Source organism: Erythrobacter sp. S43, assembly GCF_057364955.1.
Genome location: NZ_CP200285.1, coordinates 1,306,917 through 1,328,585, shown reverse-complemented (window position 1 = coordinate 1,328,585; position 21,669 = coordinate 1,306,917). Strand labels below are relative to the sequence as shown.

The 21,669-nt window shown below is 59.2% G+C and carries 17 protein-coding genes and 1 pseudogene; 6 read left to right on the top strand and 12 right to left on the bottom strand.

All coding sequences use genetic code 11. From position 1 onward, the window contains the following. The first annotated feature begins 183 nt into the window (after positions 1-183). The 3 genes from AC0V6K_RS06355 (at position 184) to AC0V6K_RS06345 (ending at position 6,364) form a co-directional block, all read left to right on the top strand. Positions 184-1,386: an efflux RND transporter periplasmic adaptor subunit gene (locus AC0V6K_RS06355; RefSeq protein WP_472625686.1), complete on the top strand. Its 1,203-nt coding sequence runs from the start codon at positions 184-186 to the stop codon at positions 1,384-1,386. Positions 1,387-1,463: 77 nt separating this feature from the next. Continuing rightward, the gene (locus AC0V6K_RS06350; protein ID WP_472625684.1) at positions 1,464-5,000 is read left to right on the top strand and encodes an efflux RND transporter permease subunit; all 3,537 of its coding nucleotides are present in this window, start codon (positions 1,464-1,466) and stop codon (positions 4,998-5,000) included. Between the two features lie 140 nt (positions 5,001-5,140). Then, positions 5,141-6,364: a DUF445 domain-containing protein gene (locus tag AC0V6K_RS06345; protein ID WP_472626043.1), complete on the top strand. Its 1,224-nt coding sequence runs from the start codon at positions 5,141-5,143 to the stop codon at positions 6,362-6,364. 21 nt (positions 6,365-6,385) lie between these two features. Here the strand turns inward: AC0V6K_RS06345 and AC0V6K_RS06340 are convergent, their stop codons facing one another. The 3 genes and pseudogenes from AC0V6K_RS06340 to AC0V6K_RS06330 form a co-directional block, all read right to left on the bottom strand. Further along, positions 6,386-7,270, bottom strand: coding sequence for a TonB family protein (locus AC0V6K_RS06340; protein ID WP_472625682.1), 885 nt, complete (start codon positions 7,268-7,270; stop codon positions 6,386-6,388). A 67-nt stretch (positions 7,271-7,337) separates the two neighbouring features. Continuing rightward, positions 7,338-8,267 (bottom strand): electron transfer flavoprotein subunit alpha/FixB family protein, encoded by a 930-nt coding sequence (locus tag AC0V6K_RS06335; protein WP_472625680.1) that lies wholly within the window; start codon positions 8,265-8,267, stop codon positions 7,338-7,340. A gap of 29 nt (positions 8,268-8,296) precedes the next feature. Further along, positions 8,297-9,044 (bottom strand): annotated as a pseudogene (locus AC0V6K_RS06330) (electron transfer flavoprotein subunit beta/FixA family protein). Between the two features lie 236 nt (positions 9,045-9,280). Between AC0V6K_RS06330 and AC0V6K_RS06325 the strand changes: the two are divergent. After that, the gene (locus tag AC0V6K_RS06325; protein ID WP_472625678.1) at positions 9,281-10,198 is read left to right on the top strand and encodes a DUF6265 family protein; all 918 of its coding nucleotides are present in this window, start codon (positions 9,281-9,283) and stop codon (positions 10,196-10,198) included. A gap of 60 nt (positions 10,199-10,258) precedes the next feature. On the opposite strand, the gene sucC is transcribed toward AC0V6K_RS06325, so the two are convergent. After that, positions 10,259-11,458 (bottom strand): ADP-forming succinate--CoA ligase subunit beta, encoded by a 1,200-nt coding sequence (gene sucC, locus AC0V6K_RS06320; protein WP_472625676.1) that lies wholly within the window; start codon positions 11,456-11,458, stop codon positions 10,259-10,261. Between the two features lie 114 nt (positions 11,459-11,572). Here sucC and AC0V6K_RS06315 point away from each other — a divergent pair, with 114 nt between their 5' ends. Further along, complete coding sequence (locus AC0V6K_RS06315) at positions 11,573-12,352, top strand: 3'(2'),5'-bisphosphate nucleotidase CysQ (protein ID WP_472625674.1); 780 nt, start codon at positions 11,573-11,575, stop codon at positions 12,350-12,352. A 54-nt stretch (positions 12,353-12,406) separates the two neighbouring features. Here the strand turns inward: AC0V6K_RS06315 and AC0V6K_RS06310 are convergent, their stop codons facing one another. Further along, positions 12,407-13,108, bottom strand: coding sequence for a YiaD family glycine zipper/OmpA-like lipoprotein (locus AC0V6K_RS06310; RefSeq protein WP_472625672.1), 702 nt, complete (start codon positions 13,106-13,108; stop codon positions 12,407-12,409). Between the two features lie 199 nt (positions 13,109-13,307). Between AC0V6K_RS06310 and AC0V6K_RS06305 the strand changes: the two genes are divergently transcribed. After that, positions 13,308-14,624, top strand: a complete 1,317-nt coding sequence (locus AC0V6K_RS06305; protein WP_472625670.1) for a hemolysin family protein — start codon at positions 13,308-13,310, stop codon at positions 14,622-14,624. A gap of 128 nt (positions 14,625-14,752) precedes the next feature. Here AC0V6K_RS06305 and AC0V6K_RS06300 read toward each other — a convergent pair whose 3' ends face one another. Genes AC0V6K_RS06300 through purE form a run of 7 tightly spaced genes read right to left on the bottom strand, consistent with a single transcriptional unit; the run spans position 14,753 to position 21,665 of the window. Further along, positions 14,753-15,163, bottom strand: coding sequence for a DUF3035 domain-containing protein (locus tag AC0V6K_RS06300; protein WP_472625668.1), 411 nt, complete (start codon positions 15,161-15,163; stop codon positions 14,753-14,755). A 1-nt stretch (position 15,164) separates the two neighbouring features. Further along, a complete protein-coding gene (lspA, locus tag AC0V6K_RS06295; RefSeq protein ID WP_472625666.1) occupies positions 15,165-15,728 on the bottom strand; it encodes a signal peptidase II in 564 nt (187 codons plus the stop codon). Further along, complete coding sequence (gene ileS, locus AC0V6K_RS06290; protein WP_472625664.1) at positions 15,721-18,660, bottom strand: isoleucine--tRNA ligase; 2,940 nt, start codon at positions 18,658-18,660, stop codon at positions 15,721-15,723. Before ileS ends, lspA begins: the two co-directional genes overlap by 8 nt. Continuing rightward, positions 18,660-19,595, bottom strand: coding sequence for a bifunctional riboflavin kinase/FAD synthetase (locus tag AC0V6K_RS06285; protein ID WP_472625662.1), 936 nt, complete (start codon positions 19,593-19,595; stop codon positions 18,660-18,662). The genes ileS and AC0V6K_RS06285 overlap by 1 nt, the downstream gene beginning before the upstream one ends. Further along, a complete protein-coding gene (locus AC0V6K_RS06280; protein ID WP_472625660.1) occupies positions 19,595-20,119 on the bottom strand; it encodes a dihydrofolate reductase in 525 nt (174 codons plus the stop codon). The genes AC0V6K_RS06285 and AC0V6K_RS06280 overlap by 1 nt, the downstream gene beginning before the upstream one ends. After that, positions 20,119-21,183, bottom strand: a complete 1,065-nt coding sequence (locus AC0V6K_RS06275) for a 5-(carboxyamino)imidazole ribonucleotide synthase (RefSeq protein WP_472625658.1) — start codon at positions 21,181-21,183, stop codon at positions 20,119-20,121. Before AC0V6K_RS06275 ends, AC0V6K_RS06280 begins: the two co-directional genes overlap by 1 nt. Then, positions 21,183-21,665, bottom strand: a complete 483-nt coding sequence (purE, locus tag AC0V6K_RS06270; protein ID WP_486172584.1) for a 5-(carboxyamino)imidazole ribonucleotide mutase — start codon at positions 21,663-21,665, stop codon at positions 21,183-21,185. The genes AC0V6K_RS06275 and purE overlap by 1 nt, the downstream gene beginning before the upstream one ends. Between the last annotated feature and the right edge of the window lie 4 nt (positions 21,666-21,669).

Genomic DNA, 21,669 nt, shown 5'->3' with positions numbered 1-21,669 from the left:
ATCGGTTCGCGCCGCCCTTTTGTTTTGCTTCTCGGCGCTCGGTCGGAACCTAGCCTAAAGCGGTTCGTCTAGGCTCCAAGTCATCAGTCGATGCGCGGATTGCGGGGCAAGCGGCATAATTCTAAGACACTTGCGCTTGGTGACTTATGTCGATAATACACCTGCCGTGTTAGAGGTACCTGCATGAACTATCAAACCACCATCACGTCTGAAGCAGCGGATAACGTCGTCGCTGACGCTGATGGTCGCGTCACCGATCCGAACGAAAAGCGCAGCGGCGTTTCGCGCAAACTGCTGTTTGGCGGTCTGGGCCTGCTTGGGCTGCTGCTCGCGATTGGCACCTATTTCGCGCTGACTGCCGGAGGGCCTGAAGCTGCGGGAGACGACGACTCGCAGGCGCCGGTTGTGACGGTCATCTCTCCGGGCAAAACCACGGTCGAAGGCACGATTGAAGCGCCCGGAACGCTGGCTGCACGCCGCGAAATGCCTGTTGGTGTCGCCGGTGAGGGCGGACAGGTTACCCGCGTGCTTGTGGATGCAGGCGCTTGGGTGAACGCTGGTCAAGTGCTCGCAGTGGTCGATCGTTCGGTGCAAGTGCAGCAAACCGGCGCGCTCGCGGCGCAAATCGAAGTCCGCAAATCGGACCTCAAGCTGGCGCAGGCCAATCTCGATCGCGCACTGCAATTGGTTGAGCGAGGATTCATCTCGAAAGCCGATGTCGACCGCCTCACTGCGACGCGTGATCAAGCTGCGGCGCAGGTCCGTGTTGCTGAGGCGCAGCTGAACGAACGCCGCGCTCGCAACCGCCAGATGAACGTGGTCGCTCCGGCCTCCGGATACGTACTCGAGCGCAATGTAGAGCCCGGGCAAACAATCAACGCAGGCTCGCCTGCGCTGTTTCGCATAGCGCGCGGGGGCGAAATGGAGATGCTCGCCGCCGTCAGCGAAGCACAGCTGGCCGGTCTGGGCCAGGGCGTAACCGCAACAGTTGTTCCGACGGGCTCCGAAAAGCAATTCACTGGTCAGGTTTGGCAGGTTTCGCCCGTCATCGATCCACAATCACGTCAAGGCACGGCCCGTATCGCATTGTCCTATGCGCGCGAATTGCGCCCGGGCGGTTTTGCGACCGCACGCATCAGCAGTGGTACGGTCACCGCGACTGTGCTCCCTGAAAGCGCAGTGCTTTCCGATGATGATGGCGCCTTTGTTTACATCGTAGGCGAAGACAACAAAGCGACACGCCAGTCGGTCAAAACCGGCATGGTCACGCCTGACGGGATCACAATCATGGAAGGGCTGAGCGGCAACGAGCAAGTCGTCTTGCGCGCTGGTGGCTTCCTCAACCCGGGCGAGACGATCAAGCCGCAGAAGCAGAAAAAGGACTAGCCTCAATCTTTGAGGGGGCGCGGTCCGTATTTTGAAGGACGCACAAAGCAGCGACGCGAGAAACAGGCAAAAACGTTATGAACTTTCGAAACATATCCGCCTGGTCGATCCGCAACCCGGTCATTCCGCTGGTGTTCTTCACCGCAATCCTGCTTGCCGGCATTCTCAGCTTTGCGCGCATGGACGTGGTCAACAATCCGGATATCGAGTTTCCGGGCGTCAACGTCACCATCTCACAGCCAGGCGCTGCGCCGACAGAAATCGAAAACCAGATCACGCAGCAGGTCGAATCTTCGATCCGCTCGCTGAATGGTGTGCGCAATATCTCCTCCTCTGCGCGCGAAGGCAGTTCGAACACTTTCGTTGAATTCGAGCTTGGCATTGATCCAAACGTAGCCGTTGCCGAGGTCAAAAACGCGGTCGACCGGACTCGTGGCAATTTGCCTGACGGCATTTTGGAGCCACAGGTCAACAAGGTGGAAGTGGCAGGCGGCTTCCTTGGTATTTATGCGGTTGAAGCGACCGATATGACCATCGAACAGCTCAGCTGGTTTATCGATGACACGGTGGCGAAACGCTTGCTTGCGATTGAAGGGATGGCAGAGGCCGGTCGTTGGGGCGGTGTGAACCGCGAGATTGAAGTTATTCTCGACCTACCACGGATGCAAAGCCTCGGAGTCACTGCGAGCCAGATCAACCAAGTTCTGCGCAGCGACAACGTTGATGCTGCGGGCGGTCAGGCTGAGGTTGGCGGAACACGTCAATCGGTTCGCGTCCTTGGCAACACCCAAAGCGCCTATGAGCTTTCGCAGCGCCAGATTCGCTTGAACAACGGCACCTCAATCAAGCTGAGCGACGTTGCCCGTGTGCGCGACGGCTTTTCCGAGCGCAACTCGATCAGCAAAGTGCGCGATAAGGAAGTCGTCAACTTCTACATGTCTCGTGCCAAAGGTGCGTCTGACCTTGCCGTCTATGAAGAGGCATTGAAGGTGATTGACGGCATCGGCGAAGAGAACGCGCAGGTCAAATTCATCCCACTGTTTAACACGGTCAAATACACAGAGGACCAGTATACCAGCTCGATCTCGGCCATGGTCGAAGGCGCTGTTTTGGCCGTCGTAGTGGTGTTCTTCTTCCTGCGCGATTGGCGTGCAACGGTCATTTCCGCTATTGCCATCCCGCTTTCAGCGATCCCGACCTTCTGGATCATGGATTTGCTGGGTTTCAATCTCAACCAGATGTCATTGCTCGCGCTCGGGCTTGTCGCGGGTGTGCTTGTCGATGACGCGATCGTCGAGATTGAGAACATAGTCAGGCATATGAGGATGGGCAAAACCGCTTATCAGGCCAGTATCGACGCCGCTGACGAGATTGGCCTACCCGTGGTTGCCACATCGTTCTGTATTGTCGCGGTGTTCTTTCCGGTTGCTTTGATGCCCGGCATAACAGGGCAGTTCTTTATAAACTTCGGCCTGACGGTTGTGATCGCGGTCCTGATGTCGCTCGCCGTCGCGCGTATGATCACGCCGATGCTTGCCGCGTATTTCTTGCGGGCTCACGGTCACGCCGAGCACGGCGAAGGCAAATGGATGGACCGCTACATGCGTGTTCTTCATTGGTCGCTTGATCGCAGCAAAATGCTGGCGATGCGGGCGGGTTTGCCCGACCTTAAACGGCGCTGGATCTACGTGATCTGCCTGCTTCTTGTGAGCCTCCTTTTGATGGGCGTCACGATTGCTGGAATGTTTGGTTCGTTCTGGTTGTTCGAACAGGCGGCACTGCCTCAACAACTGGCTGGACTTGTCAGCTCAGAGGAAGGCTCGTTGACCTGGTCACTTGTGGCAAGACCACTTCAAGTGCTGCAGATTGTAGCGGTATGTGCTGTTGGCCTCTTGGTTGTTATGCTTACTCTGCTTTCGCTGCGGGTTACCTTCCGAATGTTGGGCACTAAACTGTCCGGCTCTTGGCAGTATCTTGAGGCGCGTTTCCACGATCATCGAGTGTGGATGCTGGGCGTCGGCTTCATTGCATTCATGCTGACAATCCAGTTGGGTATGCAGACCCCGTTTCAGGTGTTCCCCGATGTTGATCAAGACAACGCGCGGGTCGAAATCGAGATGGTGCCGGGCACTACACTTGAAACAACCGAGCGGGTGACAAAGCAGGTCGCTGACATTTTGTACGAACAGCCAGATGTCGCGCTTGCTCTGGAACAGGTGCGCGAAGGCTCTGCCAGCATCTACATCACTCTGACCGAGGATCGCGAGCGTCCTTCCTTTGATTTCGTGCGCGACTTGACCCCGGTCCTATCGCGTATCCCCGATGCTCGGGTGCGGTTTCAGAATGACAATGGGCCAGGTGGCGGTGGTAGTGGCCGCGACTTCACTATTATGTTGGCAGGCTCAAATCCCGACCTACTAAAAAGCACCGCCAATCAGGTTGTCGAGGAGATGAAAGGGCTCAAGTCTCTCGTTGCGCCCCGGATCAACGCCGATGTCCCGCGTCCAGAAATCATTATCCGCCCCCGCACAGAGCTTTTGGCTGATCTGGGCGTTTCGACCATCGCTTTGAGCCAGACGATCCGCATCGCTACACTGGGCGAGATTGAACAGAATTCAGCAAAGTTCTCGCTTGCCGATAGGCAGGTGCCCATCCGGGTGCGACTCCCCGCTTCGGCTCGTGAAGATCTGTCTACGATCGAAAATTTGCCGGTCCCAACCCAAAGTGGAGGTTCCGTCCCGCTCGGTTCGATTGCGGACATCTCTTTCGGATCGGGTCCGACGACGATCCAGCGCTACAATCAGAACCGGCGTGTGTTTATCGGCGCTGACTTAGCCAAGGGCGTTTTGCGCGGTGATGCGACGGCTCAAATTGAACAACTCCCAATTCTGAGCAACTTGCCCTCCGGCGTTAGCCGCGATGCGGTAGGGCAGGCCGAATTTGAAGCCGAACTGGCGAGCAGTTTCACGACCGCAATCTTTGCTGGCATTATGCTTGTCTTTGCCGTGCTGGTCCTGCTGTACAAACGTTTGATGAGCCCGCTGGTCAATATGACCTCTCTGGCGCTCGCGCCACTCGGCGGCATCTTTCTCATATGGATGTTCGGACAACCGCTCTCGCTTCCGGTTCTAATTGGAACGCTGTTGCTCCTTGGCATTGTCTCGAAGAACTCGATCCTGCTTATCGACTTTGCGATCGAGGCAATGGATGCCGGAGTCGAAAAGTTCGAAGCGATTATGGATGCGGGACACAAGCGTGCCCAACCGATTGTGATGACCACTGTTGCGATGACGGCGGGCATGGTTCCAACAGCCCTCTCAATTTCGGGCGATGGCGCATGGCGAGCACCGATGGGCATTGTCGTGATCGGCGGTCTGATCATGTCGACACTGCTAACGCTGGTCATTGTCCCTGCGGGCTTCAGCCTTGCCGACGGGTTTGAGCGCCGCGCCGGCCCATGGCTGCGGGAGCGGATGCTGACCTACAAGCCGGGTGACGACAAGAAGCCGTATGGCCCAGCGACCGATGGAGCAGAGGACAATATCCCGCTGCCTGGCATGGACGATGGTGAGCCAGGTCCGGAGATTCCGCCAGGGGCACAGCCTGCCGAATGAGGCATGGGCCAGTGAACTTGTGCCCGTGACGCGGCCTAGGAAACTGGTTTAAGAGCGCGGCCATGGCGACCACTGTCCCTTCTGCACCCCCTCCGCTGAAATTCGGCGGCGAACCGCTCTCGGTGGACCGGGCAAAGCGGATGCGGTGGACGGCGACCGGGCTGCTTGCGGCCATGGCGGTGACGTTCTTTTCCACCCATGCTCTGGCTGAGACCGGTCACCCCGCGTGGGGGTACGTCAACGCCTTTGCCGAAGCGGCGATGGTTGGCGGACTGGCCGACTGGTTCGCAGTGACCGCTCTGTTCCGTCACCCGTTAAGCCTGCCGATCCCGCACACCGCGATCATTCCGGAAAACAAGGACCGCATCGCTGACACGATGGCGCAGTTCCTGCGCGATAACTTTTTGACGCCGGCCGTCGTGGCGCGGCGCATGTCAGGAATGAATGTCGCCAAAGGGGTGGGCGATTTCCTCGCTTCCGCTAACGATCCCAAGGAAAGCGAATCTCGCACCCGCATAACGGGCGGCGCGGCGGAATTGCTCGCCGAGGTGCTCGAGTCGCTCGATCCGGACCGGCTCGGCAATCAGGTGCGCTCTGGTCTTGCGACGACCTTGTCCAAGATCGACTTCTCGCCACTCGCGGGCCGTATGCTCGAAAGCGCGATGAAAGATCGCAAGCATCTGCCGCTGATCAACGGCTTCATCCGTTGGGCGGGCCTGACGCTGGAAGACAATGAAGAGACCGTTCGCGAGGTCATCCACACGCGCGTTTCGGGCGTCCTACGCTATGTTGGCATTGATAAGACCATCTCATCGAACGTGCTCGATGGCCTATACAAGCTGCTTGCCGAAGTGCTGGTCGACCCAGACCATCCGATTCGTGAAAAGGTCGAGGAAGGACTGCAAAAGCTGGCGCAGGACCTGCAGCACGATCCGGAGACCCGCGAACGTGTGGAATCGATGAAGCGCGACCTGCTCGAAAATCCGGCGGTGGCTGAGTGGTGGCTAGGCGTGTGGGAGCGCATTCGTCAGTCGCTCATCCGCCGCGCGCGCGATCCTGAAAGTGATCTGGGCGGCGAGATGCGCAAAGGCCTCGCCGATCTCGGCTCCGCCTTGCAGATTGATCACCGGCTTCAGGTGCAGATCAACCGCTTCGCCCGCCGCACCGCTGTCGGCATCGCAACCCGTTATGGCTCAGAAATTGTCACGCTTGTGTCCGACACCGTAAAACGCTGGGATGCAACCACAATCACCGGCCGGATCGAGAATGCCGTGGGCCGAGACCTGCAGTTCATCCGCATTAACGGCACACTCGTTGGCGGCCTGGTGGGCATGACGCTGCACTTTATTGTCGGGTTTTTGTAAGCTCTTGCCCGGGCGGTCGGGTCAACGGCCTATCCGATAGATAATCGAAGTTGCGTAAAAGCTCTCAAATGCTTTGCCGTTAGCATCGATTGCAGGACTAAATTCGGCCTTCGACATTTCGCGGCAAGCAGGCGATTCCAGCCTGTCTGCTGTCGTTGCCTCATTGATCACGCATTCGGTGACCTTCCCGGACTTGTCGACATTTACCCGCATCCGCATAATGCCTTGCTCCCCCCGTGAAAGCGCGGCGCCTGGGTATTTGCTCGCAATCCTTCTGGCGACCGAATCCTTGTTTTTCCAATGTGGTAACTTGATCGCAGTCAGGTGTTTGGCTGGGTCGAGGCCCCAGTCCTCAACCAGGCTTTGTGTGCACTGATTGAGCACTGCAAACGCCTCGTTCAACGGACCTGTTTGCAAACGGACGGACTCGCCACCCTGCTTAAGTGCAATGCGGCTGGCTTTTGCAGCAAATGCAGTGTCCAGCTGGGGAAACGCATTGCCTTCTTCGTCGCCGCCTTCTGTGCCGTGTTCGAGGTTGATCAACGAATAGATCACGGCAGAGCCGTACCCCTCAACATCCCCGACGAACGGTTCAGTTCGCATGGGTTCTTGTCCGTCAAAGAATGACAGCTTCGTGCGCTTAAGGCTACGGAACCGTGCGACCGCAGGTCCCGCAATGGTCATACCCGCACGTTCGTCCGGGGCATATTGCTCAAAGAACAACAGATGGCGGTTTTTGCCTTCGCCAAATGCGCGTGAAAGCCGACACTTGTTGGGTGCAAAATCGACATTCCAATTGCTGCTCGGTGTGAGAACCTTGCTGCCATCTTTAGCTGCGGCAGGCCAACCGACAGTCGCGCCGACGAGAGCTGTCGCTGCCAAGAGTGAAAGTTGTATGCGTCCCATGAAAAACCTCCGCCGCGCAGATTAGCGCAGCGGAGGTCTTTGACAACTTTATGTTTTCTGAAGAGGCTTACAGCGCTCCGGTCAATTCCGGCACAGCGTTGTAGAGGTCCGCGACGAGGCCGATATCGGCGACCTGGAAGATCGGGGCGTCTTCGTCTTTGTTGATCGCGATGATGACCTTGGAGTCCTTCATGCCAGCAAGGTGCTGGATCGCGCCGGAGATGCCGATGGCGATGTAGACTTCCGGAGCCACGATCTTACCGGTCTGGCCGACCTGATAGTCGTTAGGCACGTAGCCTGCGTCCACCGCGGCGCGCGATGCGCCGATGGCTGCGCCGAGCTTGTCGGCCAGCGGGGTGATGACGCTTTCGAAGGTCTCGCTGTCTTTCAGAGCGCGGCCACCTGATACGATGACTTTCGCACTGGTCAGCTCGGGGCGCTCGCTCTTGGCGATTTCCGCACCGACGAAGCTGGAGAGACCTGCGTCGCCCGGACCGGCTGCGTCTTCGACCGAAGCCGAACCGCCTTCGGTGGCGGCCTTTTCAAATGCGGTGCCGCGAACGGTGATGACGAGCTTTGGATCGCTCGATTCAACTGTTGCGATGGCGTTGCCGGCATAAATCGGACGGGTGAAGGTCTTGGGACCTTCGACCGAGAGAATGTCCGAAATCTGCATCACGTCGAGATGAGCAGCAACGCGCGGAGCGATGTTCTTGCCCGAAGTGGTCGCCGGCGCGAGGAATGCGTCATAGCCTTCCATCAAACCAGCGATCAGCGGTGCGACATTCTCAGCCAGCGCGTTGGCGTAAGCCGCGTCGTCGGCTTTCAGCACCTTGGAGACGCCAGCGATCTTGGCGGCAGCGTCAGCCACCGCGCCGCAATCATGGCCAGCGACCAGAGCGGTCACATCGCCGAGTTTGCCCGCAGCGGTGACCACAGCCAGCGTTGCATCGTTAAGGGTTGCGTTGTCGTGTTCGACCAGAACCAGAGTGTTCATTGTGTCTGTCCTTTCCTTAGCCGGGCCGCTTACGCGATCCCCAGCTCCTTGATCTTGGCGACGAGCGCGGCGACGTCTTCGACCTTTTCACCGGCCTGACGCACCGGCGGTTCGGCAACGTTGGTGGTGGTGAGGCGCGGTGCGATATCGACACCGAAATCGGCCGGAGCCTTGGTGTCGAGCGGCTTCTTCTTCGCTTTCATGATGTTCGGCAGCGAAGCGTAGCGCGGCTCGTTCAAGCGAAGATCGGTGGTGACGATGGCAGGCATGGTCAGTTTGACGGTCTCAAGACCGCCATCGACTTCGCGCTTCACGGTGACGCTGTCGCCGTCGACTTCAACGGTGTTGGCGAAGGTGCCTTGCGGGCGACCCATCAGAGCAGCGAGCATCTGACCGGTCTGGTTCGAGATCGTCGCTGATCGACTGTTTGCCGAGCATGATAAGGCCGGGGCCTTCCTCTTCAGCAATGGCCTTGAGGATCTTAGCAACCGCAAGCGGCTCTACGTCTTCGTCGGTCTCCACCAGGATCGCGCGATCTGCACCCATGGCAAGAGCGGTGCGGAGCGTTTCCTGTGCTTTGGCAGGGCCAACCGAAACAGCGATGATCTCTTCAGCTTTGCCCGCTTCTTTGATGCGGATCGCCTCTTCAACGGCGATCTCGTCAAACGGGTTCATGCTCATTTTGACGTTGGCGAGGTCAACGCCCGTGCCGTCAGCTTTGACGCGCGGTTTGACGTTGTAATCGATCACCCGTTTGACGGGGACGAGGATTTTCATGGCTGTTCCTTTCCCTATGGCGTGACCTTGCGTCGGCGCAAGGCACGGCGAAACTCTCTGACGCTCGCCTAGCTTGCGTTTACGTAAACGTCAAGCAAACGAGGCGCCGAAAATTTTTCTTCGTTCATCTGTCGAATGGGGGTCTCGCGCTACGTCTAGGCTGCGTCAACCTCCTAAATGAGGCATCTTGCATTCGAGTTGCATGCGGGGGAGGGTAAGCGAAGGGAGAGGGTGCAATGTTTGCAATAACACGCCGGATTGGAGCCGTTTTGGCAGGATGGGCGCTGGCTGGAACAGTCATGGCTCAGGATAGCAAGCCGGAAACGCGCTTGGGTGAAGAAGGATTCGAATCACCTCCGGCGACGCTGGCGCAGATGGATTGGCTGGTCGGCCAATGGGTGGGTGAGGGCATTCAGGGCGCTCCCGCCATGGAAAGCTGGCTGCCGCCGGTGGGTGGAACCATGGTGGGCACATTTGTGCAAGAGACGCCGGACGGCGCCATCATGTTCACCGAGCATCTGTATCTGATGCAGGAGAACGGATCGCTCGCGCTCAAGCTGAAGCATTTCAACGACGATCTCACCGGATGGGAGGCGAAGGATGAGATGCTCACATTCCGCCTTGTCGCGATGGAGCCATGCGCAGCCTATTTCAACGCGCTCACCTTGCGCTGCGCCGATCCGGAAAAGCCGGGCGAGGGTCTAATCGCGGCAGTGCGGATGAAGAGTGACAAGCCGGAACCCGAGGAGCTGCTGTTCACATTCAAACCGGCAGCGCGCCCCGTTGCGGGCTCCTATGACTGCGACGGAACAACTTACGCGATCAACCAGTGCCTCGCGGGTGTGCGAGACAGAGCAAAAGCGCGTGAAAAACAGTATTTTGAAGCCGCGTTGAGCGGAAGGCCCGCTGCGGTCAGACCCACAAATCCGCAGCAGGACTTTATGCGCTCAGCGCAATCCGCCGCCGAAGAAATGCGGTCAAAGGAGTGCGGTGCAGTCTATGAGCAATGGCGCGACGGATCGATCCGCAACGCCATGGCGCTACGCTGCGAAATTCGCCTGATCGATCAGCGCACCCACGACATTTGGCGCAACTGGCTGACATATCAGGACAGCAGTGATCCGGCATTGCCCGAGCCAGTGCCAAGCCAATAAGCAAAAGGCCATGCCAACACGAAGCCGGCACGGCCTTTGAATTCGCGGTCTGTCCGAGGCTTACGCCGCTTGCTTAACCTCGGCGACGATCTTCTTCGCCGCATCACCAAGATCATCGGCAGGAACGATCGGCAGGCCTGAATTGGCGAGGATTTCCTTACCCTTGGCGACGTTGGTGCCTTCGAGGCGAACGACCAACGGTACGCTCAGATCGACTTCTTTGGCCGCGATCACGATGCCTTCTGCAATCGTGTCACAGCGCATGATGCCGCCGAAGATGTTGACGAGGATGCCCTCGACCGCCGGATCCTTGAGAATGATCTTGAACGCTGCGGTCACTTTCTCGGTCGTTGCACCGCCGCCAACGTCGAGGAAGTTCGCGGGAAACGCGCCATTCAGCTTGATGATGTCCATCGTCGCCATGGCGAGGCCCGCGCCGTTGACCATGCAGCCGATGTTACCGTCGAGCTTGATGTAAGCGAGGTCATATTCGCTCGCTTCGACTTCAGCGGGATCTTCTTCGGTGACGTCGCGCAGCGCCTCGATCGCCGGATGACGGAACAGCGCGTTGCCGTCGAAGCTCATTTTGGCATCAAGCACCAGCAGCTTGTCATCCTCGGTCTGAACCAGCGGGTTGATCTCAAGCATCTCGGAATCGGTCGCCATGAAAGCTTCGTAGAGCTGCTTGGCGAGTTTCTGCGCCTGCTTGTTGAGGTCACCGGTCAGCTTCAGGCCAAACGCCACTGCGCGGCCATGATGCGGCATAAAGCCCTGTGCCGGATCGATGGTGATGGTAGTGATCAGCTCGGGCGTGTCATGCGCGACCGCCTCGATGTCCATGCCGCCTTCGGTTGAGACCACCATAGCAACGCGGCCGGTTGCACGGTCCACCAGCAGCGAGAAATAGTATTCCTTGGCGATATCGACGCCATCGGTGACGTAAAGGCGGTTGACCTGTTTGCCCTCGGCGCCAGTCTGGATCGTCACCAGCGTGTTGCCGAGCATTTCCTTGGCATTGGCTTCGACTTCCTCGATGCTTTTCGCCAGACGAACGCCGCCTTTGGCATCCTCGGGCAATTCCTTGAACTTGCCCTTGCCGCGTCCACCGGCGTGGATTTGTGCCTTAACGACATAGAGAGGCCCAGGCAGCTTCTTGGCCGCTTCCACCGCTTCTTCAACGCTCAGAGCAGCATGCCCATCCGGCACGGCAATCCCGTGTTCCTTGAGCAGTTCCTTGGCCTGATATTCGTGAACGTTCATGGTGGTGTGATCCCTTTTGCGATGCAATCTGCAGTGCGTTTGTGTTTATGGCGCATAAGCATGCTTCGCCGCGCTTGAAAAGTGCCGTTCTCAAGGCCACGACTAAAGACTGATATGATTGATCGGGATCGACTGCTGGATATCACCCGCGAGGCGGGGCGGATTGCGCATTCGCGCTGGCCGGGTGCGGGGCATGAAGTCTCGAGCTGGGAGAAAACGCCTGGCGACCCGGTAAGCGAGGCTGACCTTGAGGTTGACGCTTTCTTGAAGCGCGAATTGGGTGCGTTGCTCCCCTCCGCAGGCTGGCTCTCCGAGGAAACGGCCGATGATCCCAAGCGTTTGAAGAGCGACCTGCTTTGGTTGGTCGACCCCATCGACGGCACACGTGATTTTGTGCGTGGTCGCGATGGTTGGGCAGTGTCTGTCGCTCTTATAAGCAGGAAACGCCCCCTGATAGGTGTGCTCTATGCCCCTGCTCGGGAAGAAGAGTGGTGCGCGGTCGCCGGCCAAGGCGCTACATTGAATGACGGGGCCATCACCGCGAGTGCCCGTCCTGACATGAGCGGAGCGCGGATTCCGCTCGACCAATTGCCTCACGCCGATTCGGACTTGGTTCTTGTCGAAAAGCCCAATTCCATTGCCCTGCGCATCGCGATGGTGGCCGCTGATCAGGCGGATCTGGTCGCCACCCTGCGATGGGGATTCGAGTGGGATGTTGCCGCCGCAACTCTTATTGCCCGCGAGGCTGGAGCGCGGGTCAGTGATGCATTCGGACAAGCGCTCGGCTTCAACAAGCGTGATCCGCGTGACTTCGGTGTTTTGGTGAGCTCGCCTGCGATGCACGATGAAGCGGTCGGGCGGCTGGCTGACCGGGCTGCGGCGCTTAGCCAATAGAAACGGGCCACCCCAATGGGATGGCCCGCATCATTCTCACAGGATTAGATGTGCTTACTGCCCTTGTTGCTGGGCGGCCTGCACTTCGTCCTGACTGATTGGAACAATTTTGATCTCGACGCGGCGGTTTTGCGGTTCATTCACATTGTCGCCGGTTTTGATGCGCAGATATTCATACTGCTCGCCATAACCTTGCGTGGCGAGCCGACTGCGCGCGACACCGCGAGCGGCCAGGTAATCAGCCACCACACGAGCGCGGCGTTCTGACAGACCTTGGTTGTAGCTCGCCGAGCCGGTTGTGTCGGTGAAGCCATACACATCGACTAGACTATCAGGGTATTTGATAAGGCTCTCGGCAACCGCGTTCAGCGTGTCGAGGAAGCCCGGATTGATGTCTGCCGAGTTGGTCGCAAAGGTCACGCCATCGGGAAGACGGACGAGGATCGCATCCTGATCGCCCACTTCTTCCACATCGACGCCTGTGCCTTCAACCGCTTCATCCAGTTCCTTGATCTGGTCATCGAACTTTTTGCCGAACACCGCGCCGGCAGAACCGCCAATGCCAGCGCCGATGATGCGTCCGGTGTTCCCGCCGATCACACCGCCGAGCAGATAACCCAATGTGCCGCCTGCGCCAGCGCCCAAGACGGTGCGCGAGATTTTCTTCTCTCCGGTGTTCGGGTCGGTCACACAGGCACTGGTGCCAAGCAGCGCAATGGCTGCGGTACCCGAAAGCAGAATGCGAGATGTCTTCATTGTAGTCCTCCTCGAAAATCCAGCGATGCCAACGGAGTATCCCGATCTGGACGTCGGCAGCCAGAGACTTGCGATTGAACCTGCCTGAATTGCGGCAGGCTTAACAGCAACTCTCAATTTGTATCACAACCCAAGTTCACCCGAAAATCGAACGCAATGCTGGCTGGCAAGCGCGCGCAAATATGCTAGCAATACTGCCGTGTTACCGTTTCCTTGGGATGACCTCCTCATCATTTTTGGGCTGATCGTGCTCAATGGCGTCTTCGCCATGTCCGAGCTCGCGATCGTTTCTGCCAAAACCGCAAAATTGCAGGCGAAAGCCGAAGAAGGCTCCGCCAGCGCCAAAGTTGCGCTTGGGCTGGCTGCCGAGCCGGGCAAGTTCCTCTCGACCGTACAAATCGGGATTACGTTGATTGCAATCATCACCGGCGCGTTCTCGGGTGCGAGCCTTGAAGGGCCGGTGGGTGAGCGGCTGGCGTTGCTCGGTGTCCCTGAAGACATGTCGGGCGATGTTGCTTTTATCACTGTTATTGCGCTGACGACCTATCTCAGTGTGGTCGTAGGCGAGCTGGTGCCAAAGCAAGTCGCGCTGCGCAAAGCCATTCCCATTTCGCTGCTGATGGCCCGGCCCATGGCGTTCTTGGCCACAATCGCCGCGCCGCTTGTGTGGCTGCTTGATCGCTCATCGGCGGGTATCGTGGCGCTGTTCGGCATTCGCTCTAAGGGTCAAAGCTCTGTTACAGCCGAAGAGCTGCAGATGATCTTCGCCGATGCGACTCGCTCTGGCGTGATTGAGGAAGAGCAGCATCAAATTCTGACCGGCGTGGTGCGGCTGGCCGAACGGCCTGTGCGCGAGATGATGACCCCGCGCACGGAGCTCGATTGGATTGATGTCGACGCCGATGAAGCCGCGATCAAGGAAGCGATCGAGGCGAGTCCGCACTCCATGTTGCCCGTTGCGGAGGGCTCTCCGGATACGATCCTTGGCGTCGTGAAGGTGCGCGAAGTGCTTGGCGCGCTCGTCGCGGGTAAGAAGCCAGCGCTCAAGAAAATGATGCGCAAAGCCGAGGTTGTTCCTGACCAGCTCGACGCGATGGACGCGCTGCGGGTTCTGCAATCCGCCGATATCGCCATGGTGCTGGTGCACGATGAATACGGCCACTTTGAAGGCATCGTGACGCCGGTTGATCTGCTCACCGCGATGGCAGGCAACTTTGTCAGCGATCAGGATGAGGGCGACACGCCGCAAGTGATCGAGTGCAGCGATGGCTCACTGTTGATCGCCGGTGGGCTTTCTGCCGATGCGCTCGCTGATCGCTTGGGCTTAGACTACGACGACTCGCGCGAATTCGGCACGGCGGCTGGCTACGTTCTCTCGGTGCTGAAAAAGCTGCCAGTCGAAGGGGACCACTTCACCGATCAGGGATGGTGGTTTGAAGTGGTCGATATGGATCGTCGCCGGATCGACAAAATCCTAGTTCGGAAAGTCGAGAGCGAAGCGACCTCAGAAGGCTAGAGCCAAACGGTTGCGCAGCGACCGCAAGCCCGACCGGGCGCCCGCAGCGAGCGCAGCTATACTGCGCGCCGAGCGAGGATGAAGGCGCGGATGCGCCTTCTCAAAACAAAAGAAAGCGTTTCCGGGCTTCAGCCCGGAATAAGCGTCTGCGCGCTCTGACCATCGCCCTCAGGTGCGGCGATGATGTCGCGCGTTACGCTGCCTTTGGCGACCGTATTCGTCTCCGGATCACCAATGGTTGAGCGAATGCTGGGCGCAGCGCTGCCTGCGCGGTCCAGCGTGCTGGTTTCGATCTGGCTGCGCGGCGCAGGGCCACCAAACAGAGCTTCAAGCGCTTGTTCAGACGCCGTGCCTTCAGCCGGACGCGGAGCGCCAGGGGCCGGAGGAGTGAGGCTGAAATCAGGCGGAACCACCAGCGGGGCCTGACGCTGCACGGCCATTTCATCCGGGCGATCACGGTTGAAGACGCCGCTGCCGCCGCACGCAGCCAGCATCGCGCTTGCCGAAGTCAGCAGGATAGCAGTTTTGATCGCACGCATATTAATTCTCCGATGGCACGTTGCCTGATGCTGGGCCCGATCCAGTGGCCGCATCCGTTTCGTCCTTATCGTCGGCCTTGTCGCTCAAGAACAGGCTGCGGGCAAGGATAATGACCACGCCGATGGTGATAGCCGCATCGGCGATGTTGAAAACGAGGAAGGGACGGAAATCCCCGATGTGAAAGTCAGCAAAGTCGAGCACATATCCGATCGTCGCCCGATCATAGATGTTGCCGATGGCGCCGCCGAGGATGAGAGCGAGGCCGAGGATGTCTCCCATCAGCTTTTCACGCATCATCCATACCAGAACGACCAGCGCGATCCCCGCTGTCATCGCGACCAGCAGCCAACGCATCTCCATATTGGTTGCCTGAAGCATACCAAGCGAGATGCCGTAATTGTGCACCCGGGTAAGGTCGAAAAACGGCAACAGGTCCATTTTGTCGTATTGATTGGCAAGGCCAAGCGGCCCGGCGACAAGCCATTTGGTGAACTGATCCGCCGCTGCGATGAACAGCGCGAAGACCAGTCCGATCACACGATTGCGGGTGAAAAGGTTACTCACCAACGACCTCCGCACAACGCCCGCAAAGCGCGCCGTCCTCGGGGACGTCGGGCAGCAAGCGCCAGCAGCGCCCGCATTTGGCGTCGGATGATTTGGTGACTGTCACCTCATCGCCTTTAGAGCGCGTGACTGTCCCCGTGATGAACAATTCGGCGAGTTGTGCGTCGGTAACGCCTTCGGGCACCGCATCTTCTGGTACCGTGACGACCGCTTCGTTGCTCGAACGGATGGTCTTTTCGCGGCGAAGCGGCTCAATGGCTTCGGTGACACGTTCACGCAGCGCGCGCAGCTTGGCCCACTTGTCGGCATCAGCTGGCACTTGAGGCACGCTCGGCCATTCGAGCAAGTGGACACTTCCGCCTTGCTCGTCATCTTCGGGATAGCGCGACTTCCACACTTCCTCTGCTGTGAACACCAGCACCGGCGCGGCGTAACGCACCAGCGCGTGGAACAGCAGATCGAGCACGGTGCGGTATGCGTTGCGAGTCGTGCTGTCCGGCCCGTCGCAATAGAGCACATCCTTGCGGATATCGAAGAAGAACGCGCTGAGGTCCTCGTTGCAGAAATCGACCAGCAGGCGGGTGTAGGTGTTGAAGTCGTACTCGGTCGCGGCTTTCTTCAGCTTTCCGTCCAGTTCGCTCAGCAGCGAAAGGACATAAAGCTCCAGCTCCGGAATTTCACCCAGATCGCCCATATCGCCGACAAAACCGTCGAGCGCGCCGAGCAAATAGCGAAAGGTGTTGCGCAGACGGCGATATTGATCGCCCACGCCCTTGATGATCTCATCGCCGATGCGGTGGTCTTCGGTGAAGTCGACCGAGAGCGCCCACAGGCGGATGATGTCCGCGCCGGTCTGCTCCATCATCTTCACCGGATCGGTGGTGTTGCCGAGTGACTTCGACTGCTTGAACCCCTTGGCATCCATCGTGAAGCCGTGGGTTAGGATTTGATCGTAAGGCGCGCGGCCACGCGTCGCGCAGCTTTGCAACAGCGAGGACTGGAACCAGCCCCGGTGTTGGTCTGAGCCTTCGAGATAGAGGTTGGCGGGCCATTGCAGGTCCGGCCAGCGCCCGCTTTCCAGCACAAAAGCATGCGTGCAGCCCGAATCGAACCACACGTCGAGAATGTCGGTGACCATCTCGTAGTCGCCGGGGTTGTGATCGGGGCCGAGGAACTCGGCTTTGCGCGCCTCATCCCACGCATCGACACCGTTGACCTCGACCGCTTTGACCACGCGCGCATTGACGGCAGGATCTTGCAGGTATGTACCATCGGGGCGGACGAACAGCGTGATCGGCACGCCCCATGCGCGCTGGCGCGAAAGCACCCAGTCGGGGCGGCCTTCAACCATTGAACCGATGCGGTTCTGGCCCTTGGGCGGGAAGAATTCGACGCGCTCGATCTCGGACATGGCGCGGGTGCGCAGCGTGTCCGTGCCATCCTTGGGCAGGGTGCTGTCGACATTAGCCTCGATATCCTCAAGGCTCATGTCGTGCAGCGATGATGGCTTGGACGCACCTGCCAGCTCCTTGTCCATCGGCACGAACCATTGCGGCGTGCAGCGATAAATCACCTTGGCTTTGGAGCGCCATGAGTGCGGGTAAGAATGCTCGTAATCCGCACTCGCGCTGAGCAGCGCGCCTGCTTCGCGCAAGTCTGAACAGATCGGGCCTTCGGGCGAATTGAATGGCTTGTTGATGACGGAGCGGCGGCGCGGTTTGGCCTCGGCGTCTACATCATCTGCGCCCAGCCACAGCCAATCATCGCGATAACGCCCGTCATTCATCACCGCGAAGACCGGCTCGATCCCGTGCGCTTTGCACAGCGCAAAGTCATCCTCGCCATGATCGGGTGACATATGGACAAGGCCGGTGCCGCTGTCGGTGGTGACAAAGTCGCCTTCGAGCATTGGACGCGGCGTAGCGTAAAACCCGCCGAGATGATGCATCGGGTGGCGGGCTTTGGTGCCGGCGAGCTCGGAGCCTTTGAGAATTCTCTTCTCAACCAACGTTAGACCGGTCCGACCTCGAAAGTCTTCCAACAAAGCCTTTGCCACAATGTAGTAAGTCAGATTCGATACAGTTGGAATTTCGGAGGCTGAAGAGTCGACCCACTGTGCCTTGACTTCGGTCCCTCCCACCAAAACATACTCAACATCTGGCCCATAGGCTAAAGCCTGGTTCACCGGGATCGTCCACGGGGTCGTCGTCCAGATCACCGCATGCGCGCCGACCAGTTCTGCGATCGGGCTCTCAATGATCTCGAACGCCACGTCGATCTGCGGGCTGTCGGTCAGGTCTTCATATTCGACCTCAGCCTCGGCCAAGGCAGTTTCTTCGACCGGCGACCACATCACCGGCTTTGACCCACGATAGAGGTTGCCTGCTTCGGCAAACTTGCACAGCTCGGCGACAATCGTCGCTTCCGCCTGAAAGTCCATGGTGAGGTACGGATTGTCCCAATCGCCCATGATGCCAAGGCGCTTGAGCTGCTCGCGCTGGGTATCGACCCAGTGCTGCGCATAAGCGCGGCATTCGGCGCGGAATTCCTTCGGATCAACCGCGTTCTTGTCGAGCTTCTTTTTGCGGTACTTTTCCTCGACCTTCCATTCGATCGGCAGGCCATGGCAATCCCAGCCCGGCACGTAGGGCGCGTCTTTGCCCATCAGGTTCTGCGTGCGGCAGACCATGTCTTTAAGGATGTGGTTCAACGCGTGGCCGATATGCATATCGCCATTGGCGTAAGGCGGACCATCGTGGAGTATGAACTTCTCACGACCGGTGCGGGCTTCGCGCAGTTTCTCGTACAGACCAATCTCGCGCCAGCGCGCCTCAATGCCCGGTTCCTTCTGTGGAAGGCCGGCTTTCATCGGGAAGGCCGTTTTCGGCAGGAAAACGGTGTCCTTGTAGTCGCGTTTCGTCGAGTCAGTCATCAGGGAAGCGCGCTTAGAAGCCTTCGCGCTTCGTCGCAATCCTTCTCCATCTGCGCCATCAAATCATCAAGGCTGTCAAACTTCGCCTCACCGCGCAGGAAATGGTGAAACGACACCTCGATCTCCTGCCCATACAGGTCACCGGAGAAGTCGAAGAAATATGGCTCGAGCAGCTCTTTGGGCGGCTCGAATTGCGGGCGGATGCCGAGATTGGCGGCGCCTTTCAGTTCCTCACCGGTGGCCAGCACTTTGCCGGTAACGGCGTAGACGCCGTATTTCGGGCGAAGGTAGTTTTCGACATTGAGATTGGCAGTGGGGTAGCCGAGCTGACGTCCATTCTTGTCACCGTGCTCGACAATCCCACGGATCGCGAAGGGGCGGGTGAGCAGCTCGGCGGCCAATTGCGGATCACCTTCGCGCAAAGCCTCGCGGATGCGGCTGGAGGAGACGACATCACCGTGTCCCTCAACGGCTTCGACTACGCGCGATTGCAGGCCAAGCTCGCCGCCCAATGTGCGCAGCAGATCGACATTGCCCTTCGCGCCTTGTCCGAAGGTGAAATCTCCGCCCGTCACCACGCCATGCGCGCCGAACCGATTGATGAGGATTTCACGGATGAAGTCCTCCGCACTGGTGCTGGCAAGCTCCTTATCAAAGTGGAACACCAGCATCGCGGTAGCGCCAGCGGCGAGGTACAATTCCTGTCGCTGTTCTAATGTGGTTAGGCGGAACGGCGGAACGTCAGGGCGGAAAAAGCGCACGGGATGCGGATCGAAGGTGGCGATAATCGAAGGGCGGCCTTCCTCATGCGCCCATTTGATCGCCTCACCCGCAACCGCTTGGTGCCCGCGATGGAACCCGTCGAAATTGCCCAATGCAATCACGGCCCCGCGCAGCGCCTGCGTGATGTCCTCGCGATGATCGAGCCAGCGCATTATTCCGCGTCCTCTTCACTTTCGTCAGCCGCGAGGTGATAGGTGACGAAGGAATAGGATGGGTAGTCACCCTCCGCCTCAAAGTGTTCGCGCGCCGTCACTTCCCATTCGCGAGTCAGCGGCTTCATAAAGGTGTCGCCTTCATATTCGGCGTGAATCTCGGTCACTTCGATGCGGTCGGCGAGCGGACGGAACACATCGTAGATCGCCGCGCCGCCGACCACGGCGATTTCGCCGGTTTCGTTGTCCTGTTTGGCAAGTGCTAGCGCTTCGTCCACCGAGCGGGCCACTTCCGCACCTGTCGAATCCCAAGTCTCGCGGCGGGTGAGGACGATATGGCGGCGACCGGGCAGGAGGCCTGGCAGGCTCTCGAACGTCTTGCGCCCCATGATCATCGGCTTGTTCATGGTCAGCGCCTTGAACCGCTTGAGATCGGCGGGCAGCCGCCATGGCAGCGCCCCTTCATGGCCAATCGCGCCGTTCGATGCGCGCGCATAGATTAGGAAAATCTCGAACTCGGCCATCAGACTGAATGACTGACTCGCGTCACGTGGCCCATCTTGCGTCCGTCATGCGCCTCTTTCTTGCCGTAGAGGTGCAGATGCGGCTCGCCTTCTTCGGAAAGCAGGGCGTGCGCGCTCAGGGCGTCCTTGCCCACGATGTTGCGCATCTCGATCGAAGCAAAGCGTGTGTCGGCTGCGCCCAAGGGCAGTCTGGCAACGGCGCGAATGTGGTTTTCGAACTGACTGGTCGCCGCGCCTTCGATTGTCCAGTGGCCGGAATTGTGCACGCGCGGAGCCATTTCGTTGAACACGGGGCCTTTGGCGGTGGCGAAAAACTCGAGCGTCAGCACGCCGACATATTGCAGCGCGTTGGCCACCTTGGTCGCGATGTCGCGAGCCTCGTCCATATGCCGCTCGACGGCCGGTCCGGCCGGATAGACAGAGCGCGCCAGCATCCCGTCCTCATGCTCATTTTCAGTCGAGTCCCAGATGCGGATGTCGCCCTGCGTATTGCGCGCGAGGATCACGGAGAACTCGGCATCGAATTCAACCATTCCCTCGTAAACGCAGGTGCGACCGGGGAAGCGAATGCCAGCGGCTTCGCGGCGGCTGGCGATGCGCCATTGGCCCTTGCCGTCATAGCCATCGCGCGCAGTCTTGAGGATGCCCGGCGTGCCGATCCGGTCAATCGCGCGCATCAGGTCTTCATCGCTGTCAACGCGCACATAGGGTGCGCAGCTCGCACCAAACTGTTCGACAAAGGACTTCTCGTTCAGCCGATCCTGCGCCACTTCGAGCGCTTTCTTTGCCGGAGCAAGGCGGTCAACCGGCATCGCCTCGACGACGCTGAGCGGGACGTTCTCGAACTCCCATGTGATTACATCGCAGCGGGCGGCAAAGGCGGCGAGGGCGTCTTTTTCGCCCCAGCCATTTTCGAAGAAATCAACGCAGACATCAGCGGCGACGTTGTCACCCGGCGGCGCGTAGCCAATGCAGCGATAGCCCAACTGCACGGCCGCCACGGCCATCATCCGGCCCAGCTGTCCGCCGCCGAGGATCCCGATGGTTGAGCCCGGTTTCAGCATCAGTCGACCGGCACCTCACCCACATCGGACGTCCGCGCAGCGCGCCAGTCTTGCAAACGCTCTGACAGGTCTTCGTCCTGCAATGCAAGGATCGCTGCCGCCATCAATGCAGCGTTCTTCGCGCCCGCCTCTCCAATGGCAAGCGTGCCTACCGGAATGCCCGCAGGCATCTGGACGATCGAAAGCAGGCTGTCCCAGCCGCTCAGAGCCTTTGACTGCACTGGCACACCCAGAACCGGCAGATGCGTCATCGCCGCGATCATTCCGGGCAGATGCGCTGCGCCACCTGCGCCAGCAATGATGACATCGAAGCCTTCGCCCTCTGCGCCTTTGGCAAAGGCGCTCATCCGGTCGGGCGTGCGGTGTGCCGAGACGATCCGCGCCTCATGGTCGACTTCCAGCTCGCCGAGAACATCTGCGGCGCATTTCATGGTTGGCCAGTCGGACTGGCTGCCCATCACAATGGCGACTTTTCCGCTCAAATCC